Origin of the sequence: Methylotenera sp. (genome assembly GCF_036401095.1) — a bacterium.
Lineage (GTDB): Bacteria > Pseudomonadota > Gammaproteobacteria > Burkholderiales > Methylophilaceae > Methylotenera.
The window spans coordinates 98632-115867 of sequence record NZ_DASWWA010000016.1; the positions used below are offsets into that span (position 1 = coordinate 98632).

The 17236-nt window shown below is 45.5% G+C and carries 14 protein-coding genes; 8 read left to right on the forward strand and 6 right to left on the reverse strand.

Annotated elements, in window-relative coordinates; genetic code table 11:
- Nucleotides 1–53: 53 nt before the first annotated feature.
- The 5 genes from VGD82_RS09595 to waaC form a co-directional block, all read right to left on the reverse strand.
- The gene (locus tag VGD82_RS09595) at nucleotides 54–476 is read right to left on the reverse strand and encodes a DoxX family protein (RefSeq protein WP_331020181.1); all 423 of its coding nucleotides are present in this window, start codon (nucleotides 474–476) and stop codon (nucleotides 54–56) included.
- A gap of 926 nt (nucleotides 477–1402) precedes the next feature.
- Nucleotides 1403–2533, reverse strand: a complete 1131-nt coding sequence (gene dnaJ / locus VGD82_RS09600) for a molecular chaperone DnaJ (protein ID WP_135278426.1) — start codon at nucleotides 2531–2533, stop codon at nucleotides 1403–1405.
- Between the two features lie 101 nt (nucleotides 2534–2634).
- Nucleotides 2635–4557 (reverse strand): molecular chaperone DnaK, encoded by a 1923-nt coding sequence (gene dnaK, locus VGD82_RS09605; protein ID WP_331020182.1) that lies wholly within the window; start codon nucleotides 4555–4557, stop codon nucleotides 2635–2637.
- Nucleotides 4558–4707: 150 nt separating this feature from the next.
- The gene (grpE, locus tag VGD82_RS09610; protein ID WP_331020210.1) at nucleotides 4708–5250 is read right to left on the reverse strand and encodes a nucleotide exchange factor GrpE; all 543 of its coding nucleotides are present in this window, start codon (nucleotides 5248–5250) and stop codon (nucleotides 4708–4710) included.
- 42 nt (nucleotides 5251–5292) lie between these two features.
- Nucleotides 5293–6252, reverse strand: a complete 960-nt coding sequence (gene waaC, locus VGD82_RS09615) for a lipopolysaccharide heptosyltransferase I (RefSeq protein ID WP_414684496.1) — start codon at nucleotides 6250–6252, stop codon at nucleotides 5293–5295.
- Between the two features lie 59 nt (nucleotides 6253–6311).
- Here waaC and VGD82_RS09620 point away from each other — a divergent pair, with 59 nt between their 5' ends.
- Nucleotides 6312–7457, forward strand: a complete 1146-nt coding sequence (locus VGD82_RS09620; RefSeq protein WP_331020184.1) for a glycosyltransferase family 4 protein — start codon at nucleotides 6312–6314, stop codon at nucleotides 7455–7457.
- A complete protein-coding gene (gene rfaP / locus VGD82_RS09625; protein WP_331020185.1) occupies nucleotides 7450–8271 on the forward strand; it encodes a lipopolysaccharide core heptose(I) kinase RfaP in 822 nt (273 codons plus the stop codon). Before VGD82_RS09620 ends, rfaP begins: the two co-directional genes overlap by 8 nt.
- An 82-nt stretch (nucleotides 8272–8353) precedes the next feature.
- Here the strand turns inward: rfaP and VGD82_RS09630 are convergent, their stop codons facing one another.
- The gene (locus tag VGD82_RS09630; RefSeq protein WP_331020186.1) at nucleotides 8354–9226 is read right to left on the reverse strand and encodes a lysophospholipid acyltransferase family protein; all 873 of its coding nucleotides are present in this window, start codon (nucleotides 9224–9226) and stop codon (nucleotides 8354–8356) included.
- A 141-nt stretch (nucleotides 9227–9367) separates the two neighbouring features.
- On the opposite strand from VGD82_RS09630, the gene VGD82_RS09635 reads away from it, so the two are divergent.
- The 6 genes from VGD82_RS09635 to edd all read left to right on the forward strand — a co-directional run bounded on the left by VGD82_RS09635 (nucleotide 9368) and on the right by edd (nucleotide 17212).
- Nucleotides 9368–10144 (forward strand): lipopolysaccharide kinase InaA family protein, encoded by a 777-nt coding sequence (locus tag VGD82_RS09635; RefSeq protein ID WP_331020187.1) that lies wholly within the window; start codon nucleotides 9368–9370, stop codon nucleotides 10142–10144.
- 30 nt (nucleotides 10145–10174) lie between these two features.
- Nucleotides 10175–10981 carry a glycosyltransferase gene (locus VGD82_RS09640; protein WP_331020188.1) on the forward strand — a complete coding sequence of 269 codons (807 nt, stop codon included), beginning with the start codon at nucleotides 10175–10177 and terminating at the stop codon, nucleotides 10979–10981.
- Entirely contained in the window at nucleotides 10981–11877 is an 897-nt protein-coding gene (locus tag VGD82_RS09645; protein ID WP_331020211.1) for a 2OG-Fe(II) oxygenase, read from the forward strand. Before VGD82_RS09640 ends, VGD82_RS09645 begins: the two co-directional genes overlap by 1 nt.
- A 26-nt stretch (nucleotides 11878–11903) precedes the next feature.
- Nucleotides 11904–13421, forward strand: coding sequence for a lipopolysaccharide kinase InaA family protein (locus tag VGD82_RS09650; protein ID WP_331020189.1), 1518 nt, complete (start codon nucleotides 11904–11906; stop codon nucleotides 13419–13421).
- 74 nt (nucleotides 13422–13495) lie between these two features.
- The gene (locus tag VGD82_RS09655) at nucleotides 13496–15214 is read left to right on the forward strand and encodes a carbamoyltransferase (RefSeq protein ID WP_331020190.1); all 1719 of its coding nucleotides are present in this window, start codon (nucleotides 13496–13498) and stop codon (nucleotides 15212–15214) included.
- Nucleotides 15215–15397: 183 nt separating this feature from the next.
- Nucleotides 15398–17212, forward strand: coding sequence for a phosphogluconate dehydratase (gene edd, locus VGD82_RS09660; protein WP_331020191.1), 1815 nt, complete (start codon nucleotides 15398–15400; stop codon nucleotides 17210–17212).
- Nucleotides 17213–17236: the final 24 nt, after the last annotated feature.

The window sequence follows — 17236 nt, forward strand, 5'->3', positions numbered from 1 at the left end:
GCTAGTCACTCTTACAGAAACGAGTAATCCGCTTTCATCATCAATTTATTCTGTTAATTCCAGCGATTGCCATTGCCTTGAATGCTGAAACGGCCAGCACCAAGGAAAAACACTGCTAAAGCCGTGGCAAGGAACATGCCTTGTAACTCCAGCGCCCAGCCGCCAGTTTGGTTAAGATGCAGAAGATCACCGGTATGCACCAACAGAATCGCCACTACCATATTGATGGCGATGATAAGGCCGCCAATACGTGCCCATAGGCCGAACAGTACAAGCAAGGGAGCCAGCACCTCACCCACATAAACCAGATTACCTACCGCTGCGGGCAGGCCGGCCTGCGCTATCAAACCGGTCACAAAGTCGGCGCCATTCATTAGCTTGCTAATGCCGTGTAACAAAATCAGGATTGCCAGCGTTGCACGTAGTATGAGTTTACCTGTATCAGCACAATTACTATTCGTTGTCGTAGTCACCATCACATTTTCCTTTTTAATTAGTAGAAACGGTTTTACTTCTTATTTATATTGAAACTAAGGCAATACGAAAGTTATCACGTCGCGCTGTAGTTGAACAGATGCAAGCACATCTGTTCTTAAATTGATATATTTTGCTGTGCAGCTAGCTCGCGTAGGGCTGAGCTAGATAGCCACTTAGAGCAGCCCCAAGCAGACGTCATAAGTTATGCTTTACTTTAGGTCTAGTTACTTGGATAAGGTACGATAGACTTTTTTGTAAAGTGAGTTGAGAGTCTCTAACTCACTTTTATTGTATGGCTTTTCTCCATAACGATAATCCTCAAAGCTTCTTGCTATTATCTTCAACTACGCTTTAATTTCAGTATTGAAATTACTAGCCTCCTCAAAATACTCTTTAACCGTCATGCGGCGATTTCGTGGTATGTCCTGCAATTCAAATAAACGTTCGGTTGCATAGTAGTAGTTTGATATTGCATATGCTTGCTTGCAATGAGTCTTAAAAATGCCTAAGTATAGATAATCAAATCTTGATCTAATCCAAGTGGTTACTTTTAACTCCCGCGTAAAAAAATGAAAGATATCGCCAATAGTTTTACCCAATAAGCAGCTAGCACCAGCCGCATAAAGCACTAGTAGAAAAGCCTGATAATTCAGGCTTTTTTATGGACATAGAAATTTGAAGTCGTGGACTACCAAGTTATGGCGGTCATGTTTTAATTAAAGCGTAGGGTTGGTCATTAATAACTGCTGCCGGCCCAAAGTTGACATCAATTAAAGAGTTTTTAGAAGCTCATTTTTGTTATGTTGGTAGGATTGTCTATAAAGCTGAGAACGTGCCATGAGTCAAATAAAAAGGCCTGCAATTGCAGGCCTTTTTATTTGAGCATAAAGATTTTGTTTAGCTAAACAACTTATCTAAACATTAATTATCCAAAAAAGTCTTTAGCTTTATCTACCCAGCTTTTATTTTTTGGGCTGTGCTTGCCAGCGTCTGCCTGCGTGCTTTCTTCAAACTCGCGTAACAGTTCTTTCTGGCGTGTAGTGAGTTTTACCGGCGTTTCTACTACCACATGCACCATTAAGTCGCCGTAGTCGCTAGAGCGCAGTGGTTTAATACCTTTGCCGCGTAATCTGAATACGCCACCGGTTTGGGTTTCAGCTGGAATCTTCATTTTTGCTGAACCATCCAGTGTTGGTACTTCAATTTCGCCACCGAGTGCAGCAGTGCTGAAACTGATAGGCATTTCGCAGTGCAAGTTGCCACCGTCACGTTGGAAAATCTCGTGGGTTTTCAGGTGAATCACAACATATAAATCACCGGTTGGGCCGCCGTTAACGCCGGCTTCACCTTCACCACTTAAACGAATTCTATCGCCTTCATCCACACCAGCTGGAATCTTAACGGAGAGCGTTTTGTTTTGTTTAACGCGGCCAGCACCGTGGCAGCTAGGGCACTTGTCTTCGTCTTTAATGACTTTACCCGTGCCGTGACACTTAGGACAAGTTTGCTGTACTGAGAAAAAGCCTTGTTGCATACGTACTTGGCCGTGACCGCCACAGGTTGAGCAAGTGACAGGTGATTTGCCTGATTTTGCGCCTGTGCCGTTGCAAGGGTCGCATTTGGCTTGTACCGGAATGCGAATCTTGGTTTCAGTGCCTTTGGCTGCGTCTTCCAGCGAGATTTCCATGTTGTAACGTAAATCTGCACCGCGATAAACGTTGCTGCGTTGGCCGCGTGCGCCGCCACCAAAAATATCACCGAAGATATCGCCGAACGCATCGCCGAAGCCTGCGCCACCAAAGCCGCCTGCACCGCCACCCATGCTTTGGTCAACGCCGGCATGGCCGTATTGATCGTAAGCTGCACGTTTTTGGTCGTCAGAGAGCATTTCGTAGGCTTCTTTTGCCTCTTTAAACTGATCTTCTGCTTTAGGGTTGTCCGGGTTGCGGTCAGGATGATACTTCATCGCAAGTTTGCGATAAGCCTTTTTAATCTCTTCTTCAGAGGCATCCTTATTAACACCGAGGACTTCGTAGTAATCTTTTTTAGCTGCCATATATGTAGTCTGTAGTAGTTAGTTGTGACTTGCTGGATAAATGGAAAAGTCGTTAGCATCATTTGACGCTAACGACTGTCGACCATAAGCTAGCGCTAAAATTAGTCTTTCTTCACTTCTTCAAACTCTGCATCAACTACGTCACCATCCACAGTTTTTTCACCTTCTGGGCTAGGTTGGGCGCTTTGGGCATTAGCTTGTGCTTGTTGCTCAGCGTAAACTTTCTCACCTAGTTTTTGTGACGCTGTGGTTAAAGCCTCTGTTTTTGCTTCGATTTCAGCTTTGTCGTCTGATTTCAATGCTTCTTCCAAGTCTTTAACTGCAGTTTCAATTGCTTCTTTTTCTGCTGCTTCTAATTTATCGCCGTGCTCAGTCAGTGATTTTTTCACTGAGTGTACTGCGCCATCAGCAGCGTTGCGTGCATCTACAAGTTCACGTAACTTGCGGTCTTCATCAGCATACTTGATTGCATCTTCTTCCATCTTCTTGATTTCTTCTTCAGAAAGACCAGAGTTTGCCTTGATGGTGATTTTGTTTTCTTTGCCAGTGGCTTTGTCTTTTGCAGAAACATGCAAAATACCGTTAGCGTCAATGTCAAAAGTCACTTCAATTTGCGGCATACCACGTGGTGCTGGTGGAATGTCGCTCAAGTTAAATTGACCAAGTGATTTGTTGGCAGACGCCATTTCGCGCTCGCCTTGCAACACTTGAATCGTTACTGCGTTTTGGTTGTCGTCAGCCGTTGAGAACACTTGTGATGCCTTGGTTGGGATCGTGGTGTTTTTCTTGATGAGTTTAGTCATCACGCCACCTAGTGTTTCAATACCTAATGACAATGGTGTTACGTCTAGCAACAACACGTCTTTCACGTCGCCTTGCAATACGCCGCCTTGAATTGCAGCACCTACTGCCACTGCTTCATCAGGGTTTACGTCTTTACGTGGCTCTTTACCAAAAATCTCTTTTACTTTTTCTTGCACTTTAGGCATGCGGCTTTGACCGCCAACCAAAATCACGTCGGTGATATCAGAAGCTGAAACGCCAGCATCTTTCAATGCAGTACGGCAAGGAGCAATAGTGCGCTCGATTAAGTCTTCAACTAAAGATTCCAGTTTTGCACGAGTGATTTTTACTACTAAGTGTTTAGGGCCTGATGCATCAGCAGTGATGTATGGCAGGTTAACTTCAGTTTGTTGAGCGCCTGAAAGCTCGATTTTTGCTTTTTCAGCCGCTTCTTTCAAACGTTGTTTTGCCAACAAGTCATTGCGTAAATCTAAGCCGTTTTCTTTTTTGAACTCATCAGCCAAGAAGTCGATTAAACGGTTATCAAAGTCTTCACCACCTAGGAATGTATCGCCGTTGGTTGAAAGTACTTCAAATTGGTGTTCACCATCAATGCTAGAAATTTCAATGATAGAAACGTCAAATGTACCGCCGCCCAAGTCGTACACCGCAATTTTACGGTCACCTTCTTGTTTGTCTAAACCGAAAGCTAACGCAGCTGCAGTTGGCTCGTTGATGATACGTTTAACTTCTAAACCAGCGATACGGCCAGCATCTTTAGTGGCTTGGCGTTGGCTGTCGTTGAAGTACGCTGGTACAGTAATGACCGCTTCTGTTACTTCTTCACCTAAGTAGTCTTCCGCAGTTTTCTTCATTTTGCGTAAAACTTCTGCTGAGATTTGTGGTGGCGCCATTTTGCTACCGCGAATCTCTACCCATGCGTCGCCGTTGTCAGCTTTAGCAATGGTGTAAGGCATCAAGCCGATGTCTTTTTGTACTTCTTTTTCTTCAAAACGGCGGCCAATCAAACGTTTTACCGCGTATAGCGTGTTTTTTGGGTTGGTCACGGCTTGGCGTTTTGCAGGTGCGCCCGCTAAGATTTCGCCATCTTCTTGATATGCAATGATAGACGGGGTAGTACGTGCGCCCTCAGCGTTTTCAATCACGCGTGGTTTGCCGCCTTCCATTACGGCTACGCAAGAGTTCGTTGTACCTAAGTCAATCCCAATAATTTTTCCCATTTTATTTCCTTTTACTTTAAATTTGTTCCAACTGCTTTTAGCGCTGAAGCTTAAAAGCAGCTTAATTGATAACCTTGTTTGCTAGATGGTGATTGTTTTTCTAAATTCAAGTGCTTTTTATATAGAAAGCTTTTATTTATAAAAAACTAATTACTTGGCTACCATCACTAGTGCAGGGCGCAATACGCGATCATTCAGCGTGTAGCCTTTTTGTAGCACGCTAGTCACTGTGTTTGGCTCGCCGCTGTTTTCTAGCATTGAAATTGCCTGATGTTTGTTCGGGTCGAATTTTTCACCCAATGGGCTGATTTCAGCAATGTGGAATTTTTCAAATACGCTGGATAATTGTTTCGCAGTCAGTTCAACGCCATCTTTATAGCTTTGCACTTCGGTCGCCTCAATGGCTAACGCTGCATCTAAGCTATCTTTTACTGCCAGTAACTCGCCTGAAAATTTCTCTAAAGCAAATTTACGTGCTTTGTCGATATCATCAACAGCGCGGCGGCGAATGTTCTCACCTTCGGCTTTTACATAAAGTACGCTGGCTTTTGCCTCTTCAAGTGCGGCTTCCAGTTCAGCAATTTTTGCTTCTGGCGTTTGTACATTTGCAGTTGTTGTTTCTAGCTCAGGTTGCGGCGTAGATTGTTCGTCTTGCATGGTTGTCCCCGGTTCATTATTAACACTTCTGTGAATGTGGGGATGCTGAATTGAAATTCAAGCTAACTTGCAAAATTTTTATAGAATATTTTTCAGGGCATCCATTACCTGTATCGGTTCCGGAATAATATTGATGTTGCCAAGGTTAACAGCAGGGGCGTGGGCTCCTGCATAAACGCCAGTAAGTGCAGGGTTGGTATCTGTGTAAATAGCCACGGTAGGGATGCTTAATGCAACACTTAAATGTGATAAACCCGTATCAACACCCACAGCGGCTTGAGCTTGGCTGATGATGGTAGCTAGCTGCGCAATGCTCTGTTTTGGCAATACGATGGCGTTGTTCAGCGCACCTGCAATTTGCTGCGCTCGTTGAAACTCTGCGGTGCTGGCCCAAGGCAGCACTAGCTGTAAATTTAGTTTGGCTAACTCCATGCCTAATTTGACCCAATGCGTGACCGGCCATAATTTACTGTCGCGGCTGGTGCCATGCAGGCCCACTACATAAGGCGCGTTGAGGCTTAAGCTAGGCTGTGCTGATGCGGCAATGCCGTAATTCGGTAAGTCAGTGGGGGTAGGGTAACCAAAGCTGAGTGCCGCCAAGGTGCGGATTCTGGCTACCGCGTGCTGATTACGTGCAACTAAGTGACTGGTTTTGTAAAAATGGCTGGCGAGTGGTTCGCGGGCGGATTTTTTATCAAAGCCATGTTTGTGCCCATAGCTCATTGATGTAATCACGCCACTTTTTATCAAGCCTTGTGTATCTAAAATTACATCATATGGTTGTTGGGAAACACTGCGTTTTGCCGCTTTAATTTCTGACCAGGTGTTTTTGCTAAAAATCGCCTTGCGCCATCTGCGCAGTGCAACTGGAATCACACGGTTTACCCCGGGGTGCAGTTTTGGAATGTCAGCAAAGCTTTCTTCCACTACCCAGTCAATCTCTGCATCTGGATAGTGCGTGCGGATGTCATGGATAATTGGTAGATTGTGGATAACATCGCCTAATGACGAAGTTTTAACGATAAGCAGTTTCAGCATATGTGACATTTTCGCATACAATTAGATTTTTTCATCACCTGTAAAAAGCCTCTAGCCCATTGAAGTTTGCATTCCTCATTTTTAAAGTGTTTCCATATGGAGGCGTACAGCGCGATATGTTGCGCATCGCGCATGACTGTGTGCACGCTGGGCATGAAGTTACCATCTATACCGGTGAGTGGCGTGGAGACATGCCGGATGCGCGCATTCGCGTGGAGGTTTTGCCGAGCCGTGGTTGGTTAAACCATCAGCGTCATCAGTCGCTTATCAATTCAATGCAGCAAAAGTTACAGCAGCAGCCTGTGGATCTGGTCGTTGGCTTTAATCGCATGGCAGGTTTGGATGTATATTACGCGGCAGACCCTTGCTATATTCAGCGTGCGTATGAAGAACGCTCTTGGTTTTATCGCCTGACTGGGCGCTATTGTTTCTTTGCAGCGGCAGAAAAAGCGGTGATGAGCGTGGAAAGCAGTTGCCAAATCCTGCTACTTACAGAGCGCGAAAAACAGGATTTTCAGCAGTGGTATAACACGCCAGACGCTAGGTTTCATTTGCTCCCTCCCAGTATACCATCGGACAAATTTGCCAATAAAAATCGTGAACAGTGCCGCAGTTATGCGCGTCAGCAGTTTGATTTGCCGTCAGATGCCAACATCGTACTGACGGTGGGTTCTGCGTTTATGCGCAAAGGGGTAGACCGGGTCATTGACGCCATGGCCGCTTTACCTAATGCGCTGCAAGATAAAACTTGGCTGGTTGCGATAGGGGAGTATGAGTCAAATAGTAATATCGCGGCTTATTGTGAAAAGCGCGCTATTGTGCATCGCTGTCTGCATGTAGGCGGCCGTGCCGATGTTGCGGATTTAATGGTAGGCGCAGATGTATTTGCGCATCCTGCTCGCTCTGAGCTGGCGGGGTTGGTATTGATTGAGGCGATGACCGCTGGCTTGCCGGTGCTGGTGACTGAGGTTTGCGGTTATGCGCCGCACATTGCACAGGCTGATGCCGGTGTAGTGCTGTCTGCGCCGTATAGCCAAACTGAGATGAATCAAGCGTTAGCGCAAATGTTGCAATCGCCGCAGCAAGCACAATGGCGCGATAATGGCATGCACTACACGAACAATATTAAGAATACATCGTCAGACAGTGCTGAGGCGGATTACATTATTGCGCTTGCGCAAACCAGAGGTAACTCACGTGACTAGACTAGAATTGCCAGCTTTTATCAGTAAGTTTTTAGGCGCGGATGCTTTTGCTCAAGTTATGCAGTTGCAGGGGCGGGTGTACCGTAACGTTACTGGTAGGCGTACTGTGCAGGTGCAGTTTGGCGATGAGAGCTACTTTGTTAAGCAGCACTTTGGCGTGGGCTGGAAAGAGATTTTTAAAAGCTTTTTAAGTTTTAAAGTGCCAATCTTAGGCGCTCTTACCGAAGTAAGCGCTATTCAGAAGCTTAATGAAATTGGCATCGAGACTACGCCTTTGGTTGGCTACGGGGTGCGTGGCTGTAATCCGGCGACTCAGCAATCTTTTATCATTACTAAAGACTTGGGCGATATTATTTCTTTAGAAGATTTATGCGCAACATGGAAAGGCAACCCGCCAGATGTGCGCTTCAAAAAGCGTTTAATTATTGCTGTGGCAGAGCTGGCAAGAAAACTACATAAAAATGGCTTGAATCATCGAGACTTCTACCTTTGCCATTTGTGTTTAGATGCACAGGCATTGCAGCGCAACCAAATCAAGTTGTACTTAATTGATTTGCACCGCATGCAGATTCGAGCCCAACCTGCGCTGAAGTTGGTGATGAAAGATATTGCAGGATTATATTTTTCCAGTATGGATGTGGGGTTAACTGCGCGTGATTACCTTCGCTTCAAGCGACATTATGCAGTTGATTTTGATGGTGTGAGTTTAGGCTTTTGGCAGAGCGTAGCAGCAAGGGCGGATAAGCTATACGCCAAATTTCACAGTGATAAGTTTCAGAAAAGATTACAACAAGAGCATGCCGAGGTAGATTAAGGCATTGGCGGTGGTTGCATGCCGTTAAGTTATGCTGTTGCGCTCATGTGATTAAGCTAGGTGTAGCGTTAAGCTTGGCGTTTTAAAGCTCCGCCTCTGCTTTTTTCTGCTCGCGTTTGAGTACGCGGTTTCTTACTCTGTAGCGAGGGTATTGCCATAAGTACTGTGTAATGTTCTTGCTCACTTGCTGCTCTATGGCCTGGTTTAGTAGCGCTGGGGTGGTAACGGCACCGTCTTCAAGTTTGGTCATGTGTACTTGAAAGCCCTCGCCGTTACTGAGGCGTTCGCCAAAAACCATAATCACTGTAGCGCCAGTTTTTTCTGCCAGTTTACCTACCAAGGTCATGGTGTATGCAGGCTTGCCGAAAAAGGGCGCCCATTCGCCTTCGCCTCTGCCCGGTACCTGGTCGGGCAAAATGCCAACCGCTTCGCCACGCTTTAGCGCTTGTATTAGGTTGCGTACGCCTTGCAAGTTAGCTGGCGCTAACTTCACCTGCCGGCGGGTGCGGCCAGCCACCGTTAGTGCGTGTAGCCAGTGTAGTTTAGGGCGGCGATACAGCACGGTAATAGGGTGGTGCGCCCCGTAAAAAATCGAGGTGATTTCAAAGCAGCCCATGTGTGGCGTGAGAAAAATAATTCCTTTTTTCTTTGCAATGGCTTCTTCAACCACGTGCCAGTCTGCGCAGGGTTTTACCCACGAGAATAGTTCCTGCTCATCTTTTTGCCACAGCGCTAAGCTCTCAAGAAGTGATTTTCCAGCCTCTGCCATGTTCAGTTTAATCAACGATTTTAGCTCAGTGTCTTGGGGCACTAAACCACTTTGAGTTAAATTTTCTGTAATGACGGTTTTAGCCTGCGGCATCAATAAATACAGGATGTTACCAAGCGTGGTACCTAACTTATGGATGGTTGGAAGCGAAAGTAAAGCGAGGGGTTTGAGTAGCAATTTAAACATTGTTGAAATCATAGCATAGCAGAGGGTAAAGGCTAGAGGAGTGAATCTGGATTAACTGATATAATCGCCCAGTTAGCACATTTAAAGAGTACGCACAAAAGAGTGGTCTACGCAAAAGAATTATTAGCCAAATTTTCATTCATGACAACATCATTTACTTCGCCATTTGCTTCATCTCGGCATGCTCCCATTTTAAAACGTCATCAGCTTAATAGTTTTGATGCGGTTTGGGATTTTGAAATCCAATGGTTTGAAGAGCCGAATCAGCGCCGCGGTGGCTGGAGTGGTGTGGGGCGTATTGCATTAGAGAATGACAATCCAAGTCCGCTATTTTTGTTTGTAAAAAAACAGCAAAATCATGGCCGCAAAACCTTATTACACCCTTTAAGCGGTGAGCCAACATTTAGGCGTGAATTTGCATGGCTACAATTTTTAGAGGCGCATCATTTTCATGCGCCTAAAGTGGCTTTTTATGCAGAGCGCGGCACCGGTGAAAATCAGCGTGCTGTGTTAATGACCGAGGCGTTAACCGAATACCAGCCGTTGGATGTTTTGTCTGACGATTTGCGTGCCAAAGTAGGTCGCCAACAGCAAATGGTGTTGATACGAAAAGTAGCTGAGGAAATTCGGCGTTTTCACGACTTTGGCTTAGTGCATAGGGCCTTGTATCCTAAGCATATTTTTGTTAAAAATGCAGAGGGTGCCCCAGAAATTGCCTTGATTGATTTGGAGAAGGCAAGAGTTAGCCGTTGGTTCTTTTTCAGGGCATTCTTTGACTTGGCTGCATTAAATCGCCATGCCGAAGGTTGGCGGCTCACGCAAAGGCTGGCCTTTTTTAAGCACTATATGCATATTGAAAAACTGAGTTTTCTGAGCAAAGTGTTGTGCCGATTGATTATTAAGCGCTCGAGAAGATAAGATTAAACCTAGTCTATTCATGGAATTAAATTGAACATTACGCCTACTCATCCTTTGCCTAAATTTAGCATCGCGCTCGTTAATTACAAGACCTTAGAGCTCACTAAGATTTGCCTGGAGTTGTTAAAAAAACATCTGGATAGTGCTGACCTAGACCCGAATAGCGTGGATGTTTGGGTGGTGGATAATCATTCGCAAGATGAAAGTGTTGAATACCTGCGCACGCTGGATTGGATTAATTTGATTGAAAGATCGCCAACTGAGCATGAAGAGGGCTTTGTGGCGCACGGTCGTGGCTTAGATCTGATTCTGCAGCAAATCAAAACAGATTATTTGTTCCTGATGCATACCGATACTTTTATCTACGATGCCAGTGTTTTTGGTTGGGCACTGAAGTTTTGCCTGGCCGATGAAAAAGTGGCAGCTGTCGGTTGCTTGGAGCAGTTGAACCGCGGATATTTGCGTACTGCATGGCGCATTAGCTCAAGATTCTGTAAGCATTATTCAAGAAGATTCAGATTGTTTTTGGGTTTTAATGCAAGGCAACCTAAGCCCTATGTTGAGGAATATTTAAAAAGTTTTTTTGCTTTGTGGAATGTTGAGTTGATGAAGCAACAGGGCTATATGTTTTTGATGGAAAACCGCATTCCGGGTTATGCATTGCAAGATAAATTGAAGCAGGATGGTTACAAGCTGAAAATTGTTTCACCGATGAAGTTGTTTAAGTTTTTGGACCATGTTGAAGCCGGCACGGTTGGTTTGCGTGCGCTTTATAGTGACATGAACCGCCGCGTGAAAAGAAAAAAATCAATTTTGAAAAAGTTTGAGAGTAAATGATGAGCGATGTGAAATCACTATTACCAATTGAAACTGCTGATGGCTTTGTGTTGGATCATGCGGCGTCACGTGCTATAGGTGAAGAGTTAATGGGCGAGTATGCCTTTGCTGAGCCGTACCCTCATATCGTGATTGATAACTTTCTGCCAGCGGAAATGGCGGAGCAACTGTTAGCGCGCTTTCCAGAAGATGCGAAAGCGCACGATAAAACCTATCAAAAAGGTTACGGCGGCACCCATAAACGCCAGATACTGCCTTACGATTGTGATGTTTACATGCGTAATGCGTTTGCTTTCTTTAACTCGGCACCTATGCTCCAGTTTTTAGAAGGTGTGACTAATATTCGCGGTTTGTTGCCTGACCCTTATTTTTCAGGGGGCGGCCTGCATGAAACTAGCAATGGCGGCCTGCTGGGCATTCATGCCGATTTCAGGGTGAATGAGTCGCTGCAAACCTTAAGGCGTGTGAATCTGCTGATTTATCTCAATAAAGATTGGCAAGACTCATACGGCGGCATGCTGGAACTGTGGGATAGGGACATGACCTCTATGGTGAAAAGCGTCGCCCCTATATTTAACCGCTGCGTGATTTTTAATACGGATGAAGATAGCTTCCATGGGCACCCAGATCCGTTGACTATGCCTGAGGGCGTTAGCCGTAGGTCAATCGCGCTGTATTACTATACTGCGGTCCCGATTAGCAACGACTCTGGTGAGTCTAGGCACACACTTTACGTGGCTAGGCCAAATGATAGCGAGCAGGTAAAAGCTGACGTTAAGAAGCTCGCCAAAAAACGCGAAAAACGCGCAAAGAAAATGTTTAAAGCTCATGAAAAACAGTCTCTTAAGCAGAAATTAGTCAGCATCAAAACGAGCTTGCTCGGATTGTTCAAGTGATTAAACCTTAGCGTATTTAATTTTTAATGATTACAACCGCAGCTGCTTTAAAGTTAAAGCAATTTGGCATCAGCAATCCTTTAATCACGCTTGCTGACGGCACCGTGTTGGAGGTTTGGGATGTGGTGCGCGTGGTGCCCGCTAAGCGCTTGGTGTGTCAGGGCATATGGTGTGGGCAGTTAGTCTATGCCAAACTGTTTTTTGGACAAGGCGCCGCCAAGTATTTGGCACGTGACAAACAAGGTATAGAGTTATTGCTACAGGCTAATATCGCCACGCCGCCTATATTGTTTGCCGGGCTGTCTCTTGATCATCAGCAACATGTGCTGATGTTAGAGGCGATTACATCAGCAAAAAATGCAGAAGTTTGCTGGAGTGAGTTAGCGCTAGATGCGCCTGCGCGCATAAAGTTAGCTGAAAAGTTAGTGCTTGAAGTTGCCGCACACCACCAAGCTGGATTGTTGCAAACTGACTTGTATCTGAAGAATTTTCTGCTGCAAATGGCTGATTCGACTGATGAGCAAAGTGCTAGAATTTTTACCTTGGATGGTGATGGGATTCGCCGACTGCCACGTTTATTTGCGTCAGGTAAGCAAAAGCAGAATCTGGCAACATTGTTCTCTAAAATGGATGCGCTGGATGATTACCGTATCCCCGAGCTATACCGCCTGTACTGCGAGCACTTAGGTAAACAGAGTTCTCCACTGGCTGAGGCTGAAATTTGGCAGCTGACGCAGCAGGTGCGCCGTCAGGTTGCAAGTAGTTATGCAGATAAAAAAGTATTTAGAACCTGTACTGACGTTAAAGTAACAAAAAGCTTTAAGTCTTTTGTTGCGGTTGCCAGCACGTTTGATGCAAAAGATTTTGCCGTGCCTACATTGGATGGCGCATTGCTCGATAAAAACGCTAACTTCAAAAATGGCAATACGTGCACTGTGGCAAAGGCTAGGTTGACAGATGGTGATGTGGTCATTAAGCGTTACAACATAAAAGGCTTTTGGCATGGCTTAAGCCGGGCGTTGCGCATGACAAGAGCGGCTAAATCATGGGCGAATGCGTATCGCCTAATGATTTCCGGCATATTAACCCCGCCACCAGTTGCCCTGATAGAGGAACGTTGGGGTTGCTTTAGGCGTCGTGCTTATTTTGTGAGCGCCTATGTTGAGGCGCCAGACGCGCTACAGTATTTTGCTCAATGCATAAGTTTGCAAGATAAAAAAGCCGTGGCGCAAAATCTGGCGGCGCTTTTTTACAAAATGTATTTGCTCAGGTTTGCACACGGGGATTGCAAAGCCACTAATATTAAAATTGTGGATGGTGCCCCGCTGTTAATTGATTTAGATAGTATGCAGGCCTACTCAATACATTGGCTGGCCGCATTCTGGTTTAAGCTGCAGCATATAAAAGATTTAAAACGGCTGATGAAAAACTGGGCTGATGATGCGGAAATACAAGCTTTATTGAAGCAAGCTTTTGTTCAAAAGTACGGTGAACATGGGTTGTCTGAACAAGATAATATTTTAATTCGTGCAAAAATAGCTTAAGCCAGTAAAATAGCGAAAATTTTATTGGTCATAAAAACGGTATTTGCGTAAGAACATAATTTGAAAGTAATCGCATGATTGTATTAGGTTTATCTGGTGCTTTAGGTCACGATGCCTCGGCTGCAATATTGGTCGATGGCAAAATTGTTGCTGCAGCTGAAGAAGAGCGTTTTATTAGAGATAAACACGCCAAAAATCAATTTCCGTATGAGGCTGCCAAGTTCTGCTTGATGCAAGCTGGCATCAAGGCGGAGGACGTAGATATTGTTGCGTTCCCATATGCGGAAATTCCTCTGAGCACAAATGCACGCTGGCATTATGCTAAGCGTCATTGGTATGCACCTGACCGTGCATTGGACGCTATTTTTAACGGTAACCGTCGTTTCCGCCGTAACCGCGATAAGTCTTTGAAGCTTATGGCGGATTTAGGTTTAAGTAAGGCTAAGTTCGTACCTGTCGAGCACCATTTGGCGCACGCCTCTAGTGCTTATCACTTGAGCGGCTTTAAAGAAAAAACCGCGATTGTAGGCATTGATGGCAAAGGTGAGTATGCGACTACATTCTTTGGCTATGGTGAAAACGGCAAGATTCATAAAATCAAAGAGTTTTATGATCCGGATTCTTTAGGCGGCATGTACGGTGCGATTACCGAGTATCTTGGTTTTGAGATGCTAGACGGTGAGTTCAAAGTCATGGGCATGGCGCCGTATGGCGATGCAAGTAAATATGATTTATCTAAGTTAGTCACGTTTGAGAACGGCGACTTACGCGTGAATACCGAGCTGGTAAACGTGGTGGGTTTACGTCGTTACAAAGAAAATGGCAAAGGCTATTACTTCACGCCTGAGTTGATTGAGTGGCTTGGCCCTAAACGTCACGGCGATGAAATTGATGATCCTTACATTCACTATGCAGCTTCTGTACAGGCGCTGCTAGAAGACGTTGCGCTGAAAATGATTGATTATTACCTAGGTGATATCATCAAAGAAACCGGCCGGATTGCGATGGCGGGCGGTGTGGCACTTAATGTGAAGCTGAACCAGCGTATTATTGCGATGCCGCATGTTAAAGAGTTATTTGTACAGCCGGCATCCGGCGATAATGGCACCTCATTAGGCGCTGCGACTTATGCCGCGCACTTGGCGGGTGACTCTATTCAAAAAATGGAGCATGCGTACCTAGGCCCTGCATTCACCTCAGGAGAGTGTATTGCTGCCTGTGAAGCGCATCCGGAAAAACCTATTTTCACGCGTGTAGAAAATGCACCGCAAAAGGCTGCCGAGTTGTTGGCTAGCGGTAATCCGCTGGCATGGCTACAAGGCCGTATGGAGTTTGGTCCACGCTCATTAGGTTGCCGCAGTATTTTGGGTGACCCTAGTTATCCAGGCGTGGCAGACCGTATCAATGCGCAAATCAAATATCGTGAGCGCTGGCGTCCGTTCTGTCCAAGTATGTTAGATCGTGTTGCGCCTGATATCTTACAGACTGAGCATCCTGCGCCTTACATGACATTTACCTTTGATGTTGCAGAGCATTGGAAATCACGTATCCCAGAAGTGGTGCATGAGGATGGCACCGCGCGTGCACAAGTCGTTACGCGTGAAACCAATCCGCGTTATTACGAGCTGATTGAGCATCTGGAACAGCTACGAGGGGTGCCTGTGGTGTTGAATACATCGTTGAATCGCCGAGGCGAGCCTATGATTTGTTCACCGACTGATGCCTTGAATATGTTTTATGGCTGTGATCTGGAATATTTGATGATGGAAGATGTTTTGGTCACAAAAAAATGATTTGATATCAATCAAGTAAGTGTAAAATCATATCAAACAGGCCGCTAAATTAGCGGCTTTTGTTTGACGATAAGCCTTAGTTTAGCGATAATCGGGGTTGAGGTTTGTCTTTACTTAGTAAGTCATTTTTATTATCTAAGTTCCGCTAGTTAAGTCAGTTATCTGAGTAGAGTGTCTAAAATTATGAAACAGTCCCATATAGAAGTTACTGAACGTATTATTGAGAAAAGCCGCCCAACGCGTGCTGCTTATTTGAATCGTTTAGATGATATTGTCAATCGACCACGCGGTGCTGACCGATTGGGTTGCGCCAATGTTGCGCATGCCTTTGCTGCGATGCCAGCCAATGATAAGTTACGCGTTGTTGTAGAAAAAGCGCCGAATATTGGTATTGTGACCGCATACAATGAAATGCTTTCAGCACATCAACCGTATGTAAACTACCCAGATATTATTCGTGACGAAGCCCATAAATATGGTGCTACAGTTCAAGTAGCGGGCGGTGTACCTGCAATGTGTGATGGCATCACGCAAGGTGAGCCAGGCATGGAGTTGTCGCTATTTAGCCGCGATACCATTGCTATGAGCACCGCTGTTGCACTTTCACATGATGTGTTCGACGCCGCGTTGCTACTAGGTGTGTGCGATAAAATCGTACCGGGCCTGTTAATCGGTGCCCTACAGTTCGGTCATTTGCCATGTGTATTTGTACCGGCTGGTCCAATGAGCACTGGTATCGACAACACCACTAAATCTAAAGTGCGCGAGCAATATGCACAAGGTAAAGTAGGGCGCGAAGAGCTACTCGCTTCAGAGTCAGCGGCCTATCACGGCGCAGGTACCTGTACATTCTACGGTACTGCTAACAGTAACCAAATGTTGATGGAAGCCATGGGCTTACATGTACCAGGCGCTGCATTTGTGCATCCGCACGAAGGTTTACGTGAGTTATTAACGCGTGAATCTGTACGAATGGTGTTAAATAACGTCAAAGCTAAAAACTTTACGCCGATTGGCCGTATGGTTGATGAGCACGTGATTGTGAACGCCATGGTTGCTTTGTTGGCGACTGGCGGCTCAACCAACCACTTGATTCACTGGGTAGCAATTGCACGTGCTGCAGGCATTATCATTGACTGGACAGATTTCTACCATTTAGCTAAAACAACCCCATTGTTGGCGAGTGTTTACCCTAACGGTAAAGCAGATGTGAATGAGTTCCAGTCTGCTGGCGGCCCTGCATTTGTGATTCGTGAGTTGATTGATGCTGGTTACATGTTCCCTGATGTGCTGACAGTAGCGCATGGTGGCTTACGTGAATATGGCAAGTTACCAGTTAAAGAAGAAAATAAAGTGGTGTGGAAAGACCTGCCAAAAGAAAGCAGCGATGAAACCATCGTGCGTACAGCGGCATTCCCATTCAACGAGTCAGGCGGCTTACGTTTACTTAAAGGTAACTTGGGTCGCAGTGTGATTAAAATTTCAGCAGTGCCTGAAGATCGTCACATTATTGAAGCACCAGCAATTGTGTTTGATGCACAAGAAGAGTTATTGGCTGCATTTGACCGTGGTGAGTTAGAAAAAGATTTTGTAGCTGTGGTGCGTTTCCAAGGCCCTAAAGCCAACGGTATGCCAGAACTACACAAGTTAACACCGCCAATGGCCGTGTTGCAAAATAAAGGCTTTAAGGTTGCGATTGTGACCGATGGTCGTATGAGTGGTGCATCAGGCAAGATTCCTGCTGCTATCCATTTAAGCCCAGAAGCCTCAGCGGGTGGCCCATTAGCTAAAGTGCGTGATGGCGACATTATTCGCTTGAATGCAACGGTAGGTATGGTGAACGTACTGGTAGATGAAGATGAGTGGGCAGAGCGTGAAGTTGCCGAGCTTTCTGATAGCAAACGCCATAGCAACTCACATGGTTTTGGCCGTGAGTTGTTTGGTGGTATGCGTAAAAACGTATTATCTGCAGAAGAAGGCGCTGTAACCTGGCTGTAATTCGGTTTGAAAACAGCATTTATG

Coding starts and splice junctions, on each gene's coding strand:
- VGD82_RS09595 (WP_331020181.1), bottom strand. CDS start 476: ATGGTGACTACGACAACGAATAGTAATTGTGCTGATACAGGTAAACTC.
- dnaJ (WP_135278426.1), bottom strand. CDS start 2,533: ATGGCAGCTAAAAAAGATTACTACGAAGTCCTCGGTGTTAATAAGGAT.
- dnaK (WP_331020182.1), bottom strand. CDS start 4,557: ATGGGAAAAATTATTGGGATTGACTTAGGTACAACGAACTCTTGCGTA.
- waaC (WP_414684496.1), bottom strand. CDS start 6,252: ATGCTGAAACTGCTTATCGTTAAAACTTCGTCATTAGGCGATGTTATC.
- VGD82_RS09630 (WP_331020186.1), bottom strand. CDS start 9,226: ATGTTTAAATTGCTACTCAAACCCCTCGCTTTACTTTCGCTTCCAACC.
- VGD82_RS09635 (WP_331020187.1), top strand. CDS start 9,368: ATGACAACATCATTTACTTCGCCATTTGCTTCATCTCGGCATGCTCCC.
- VGD82_RS09645 (WP_331020211.1), top strand. CDS start 10,981: ATGAGCGATGTGAAATCACTATTACCAATTGAAACTGCTGATGGCTTT.
- VGD82_RS09650 (WP_331020189.1), top strand. CDS start 11,904: ATGATTACAACCGCAGCTGCTTTAAAGTTAAAGCAATTTGGCATCAGC.
- VGD82_RS09655 (WP_331020190.1), top strand. CDS start 13,496: ATGATTGTATTAGGTTTATCTGGTGCTTTAGGTCACGATGCCTCGGCT.
- edd (WP_331020191.1), top strand. CDS start 15,398: ATGAAACAGTCCCATATAGAAGTTACTGAACGTATTATTGAGAAAAGC.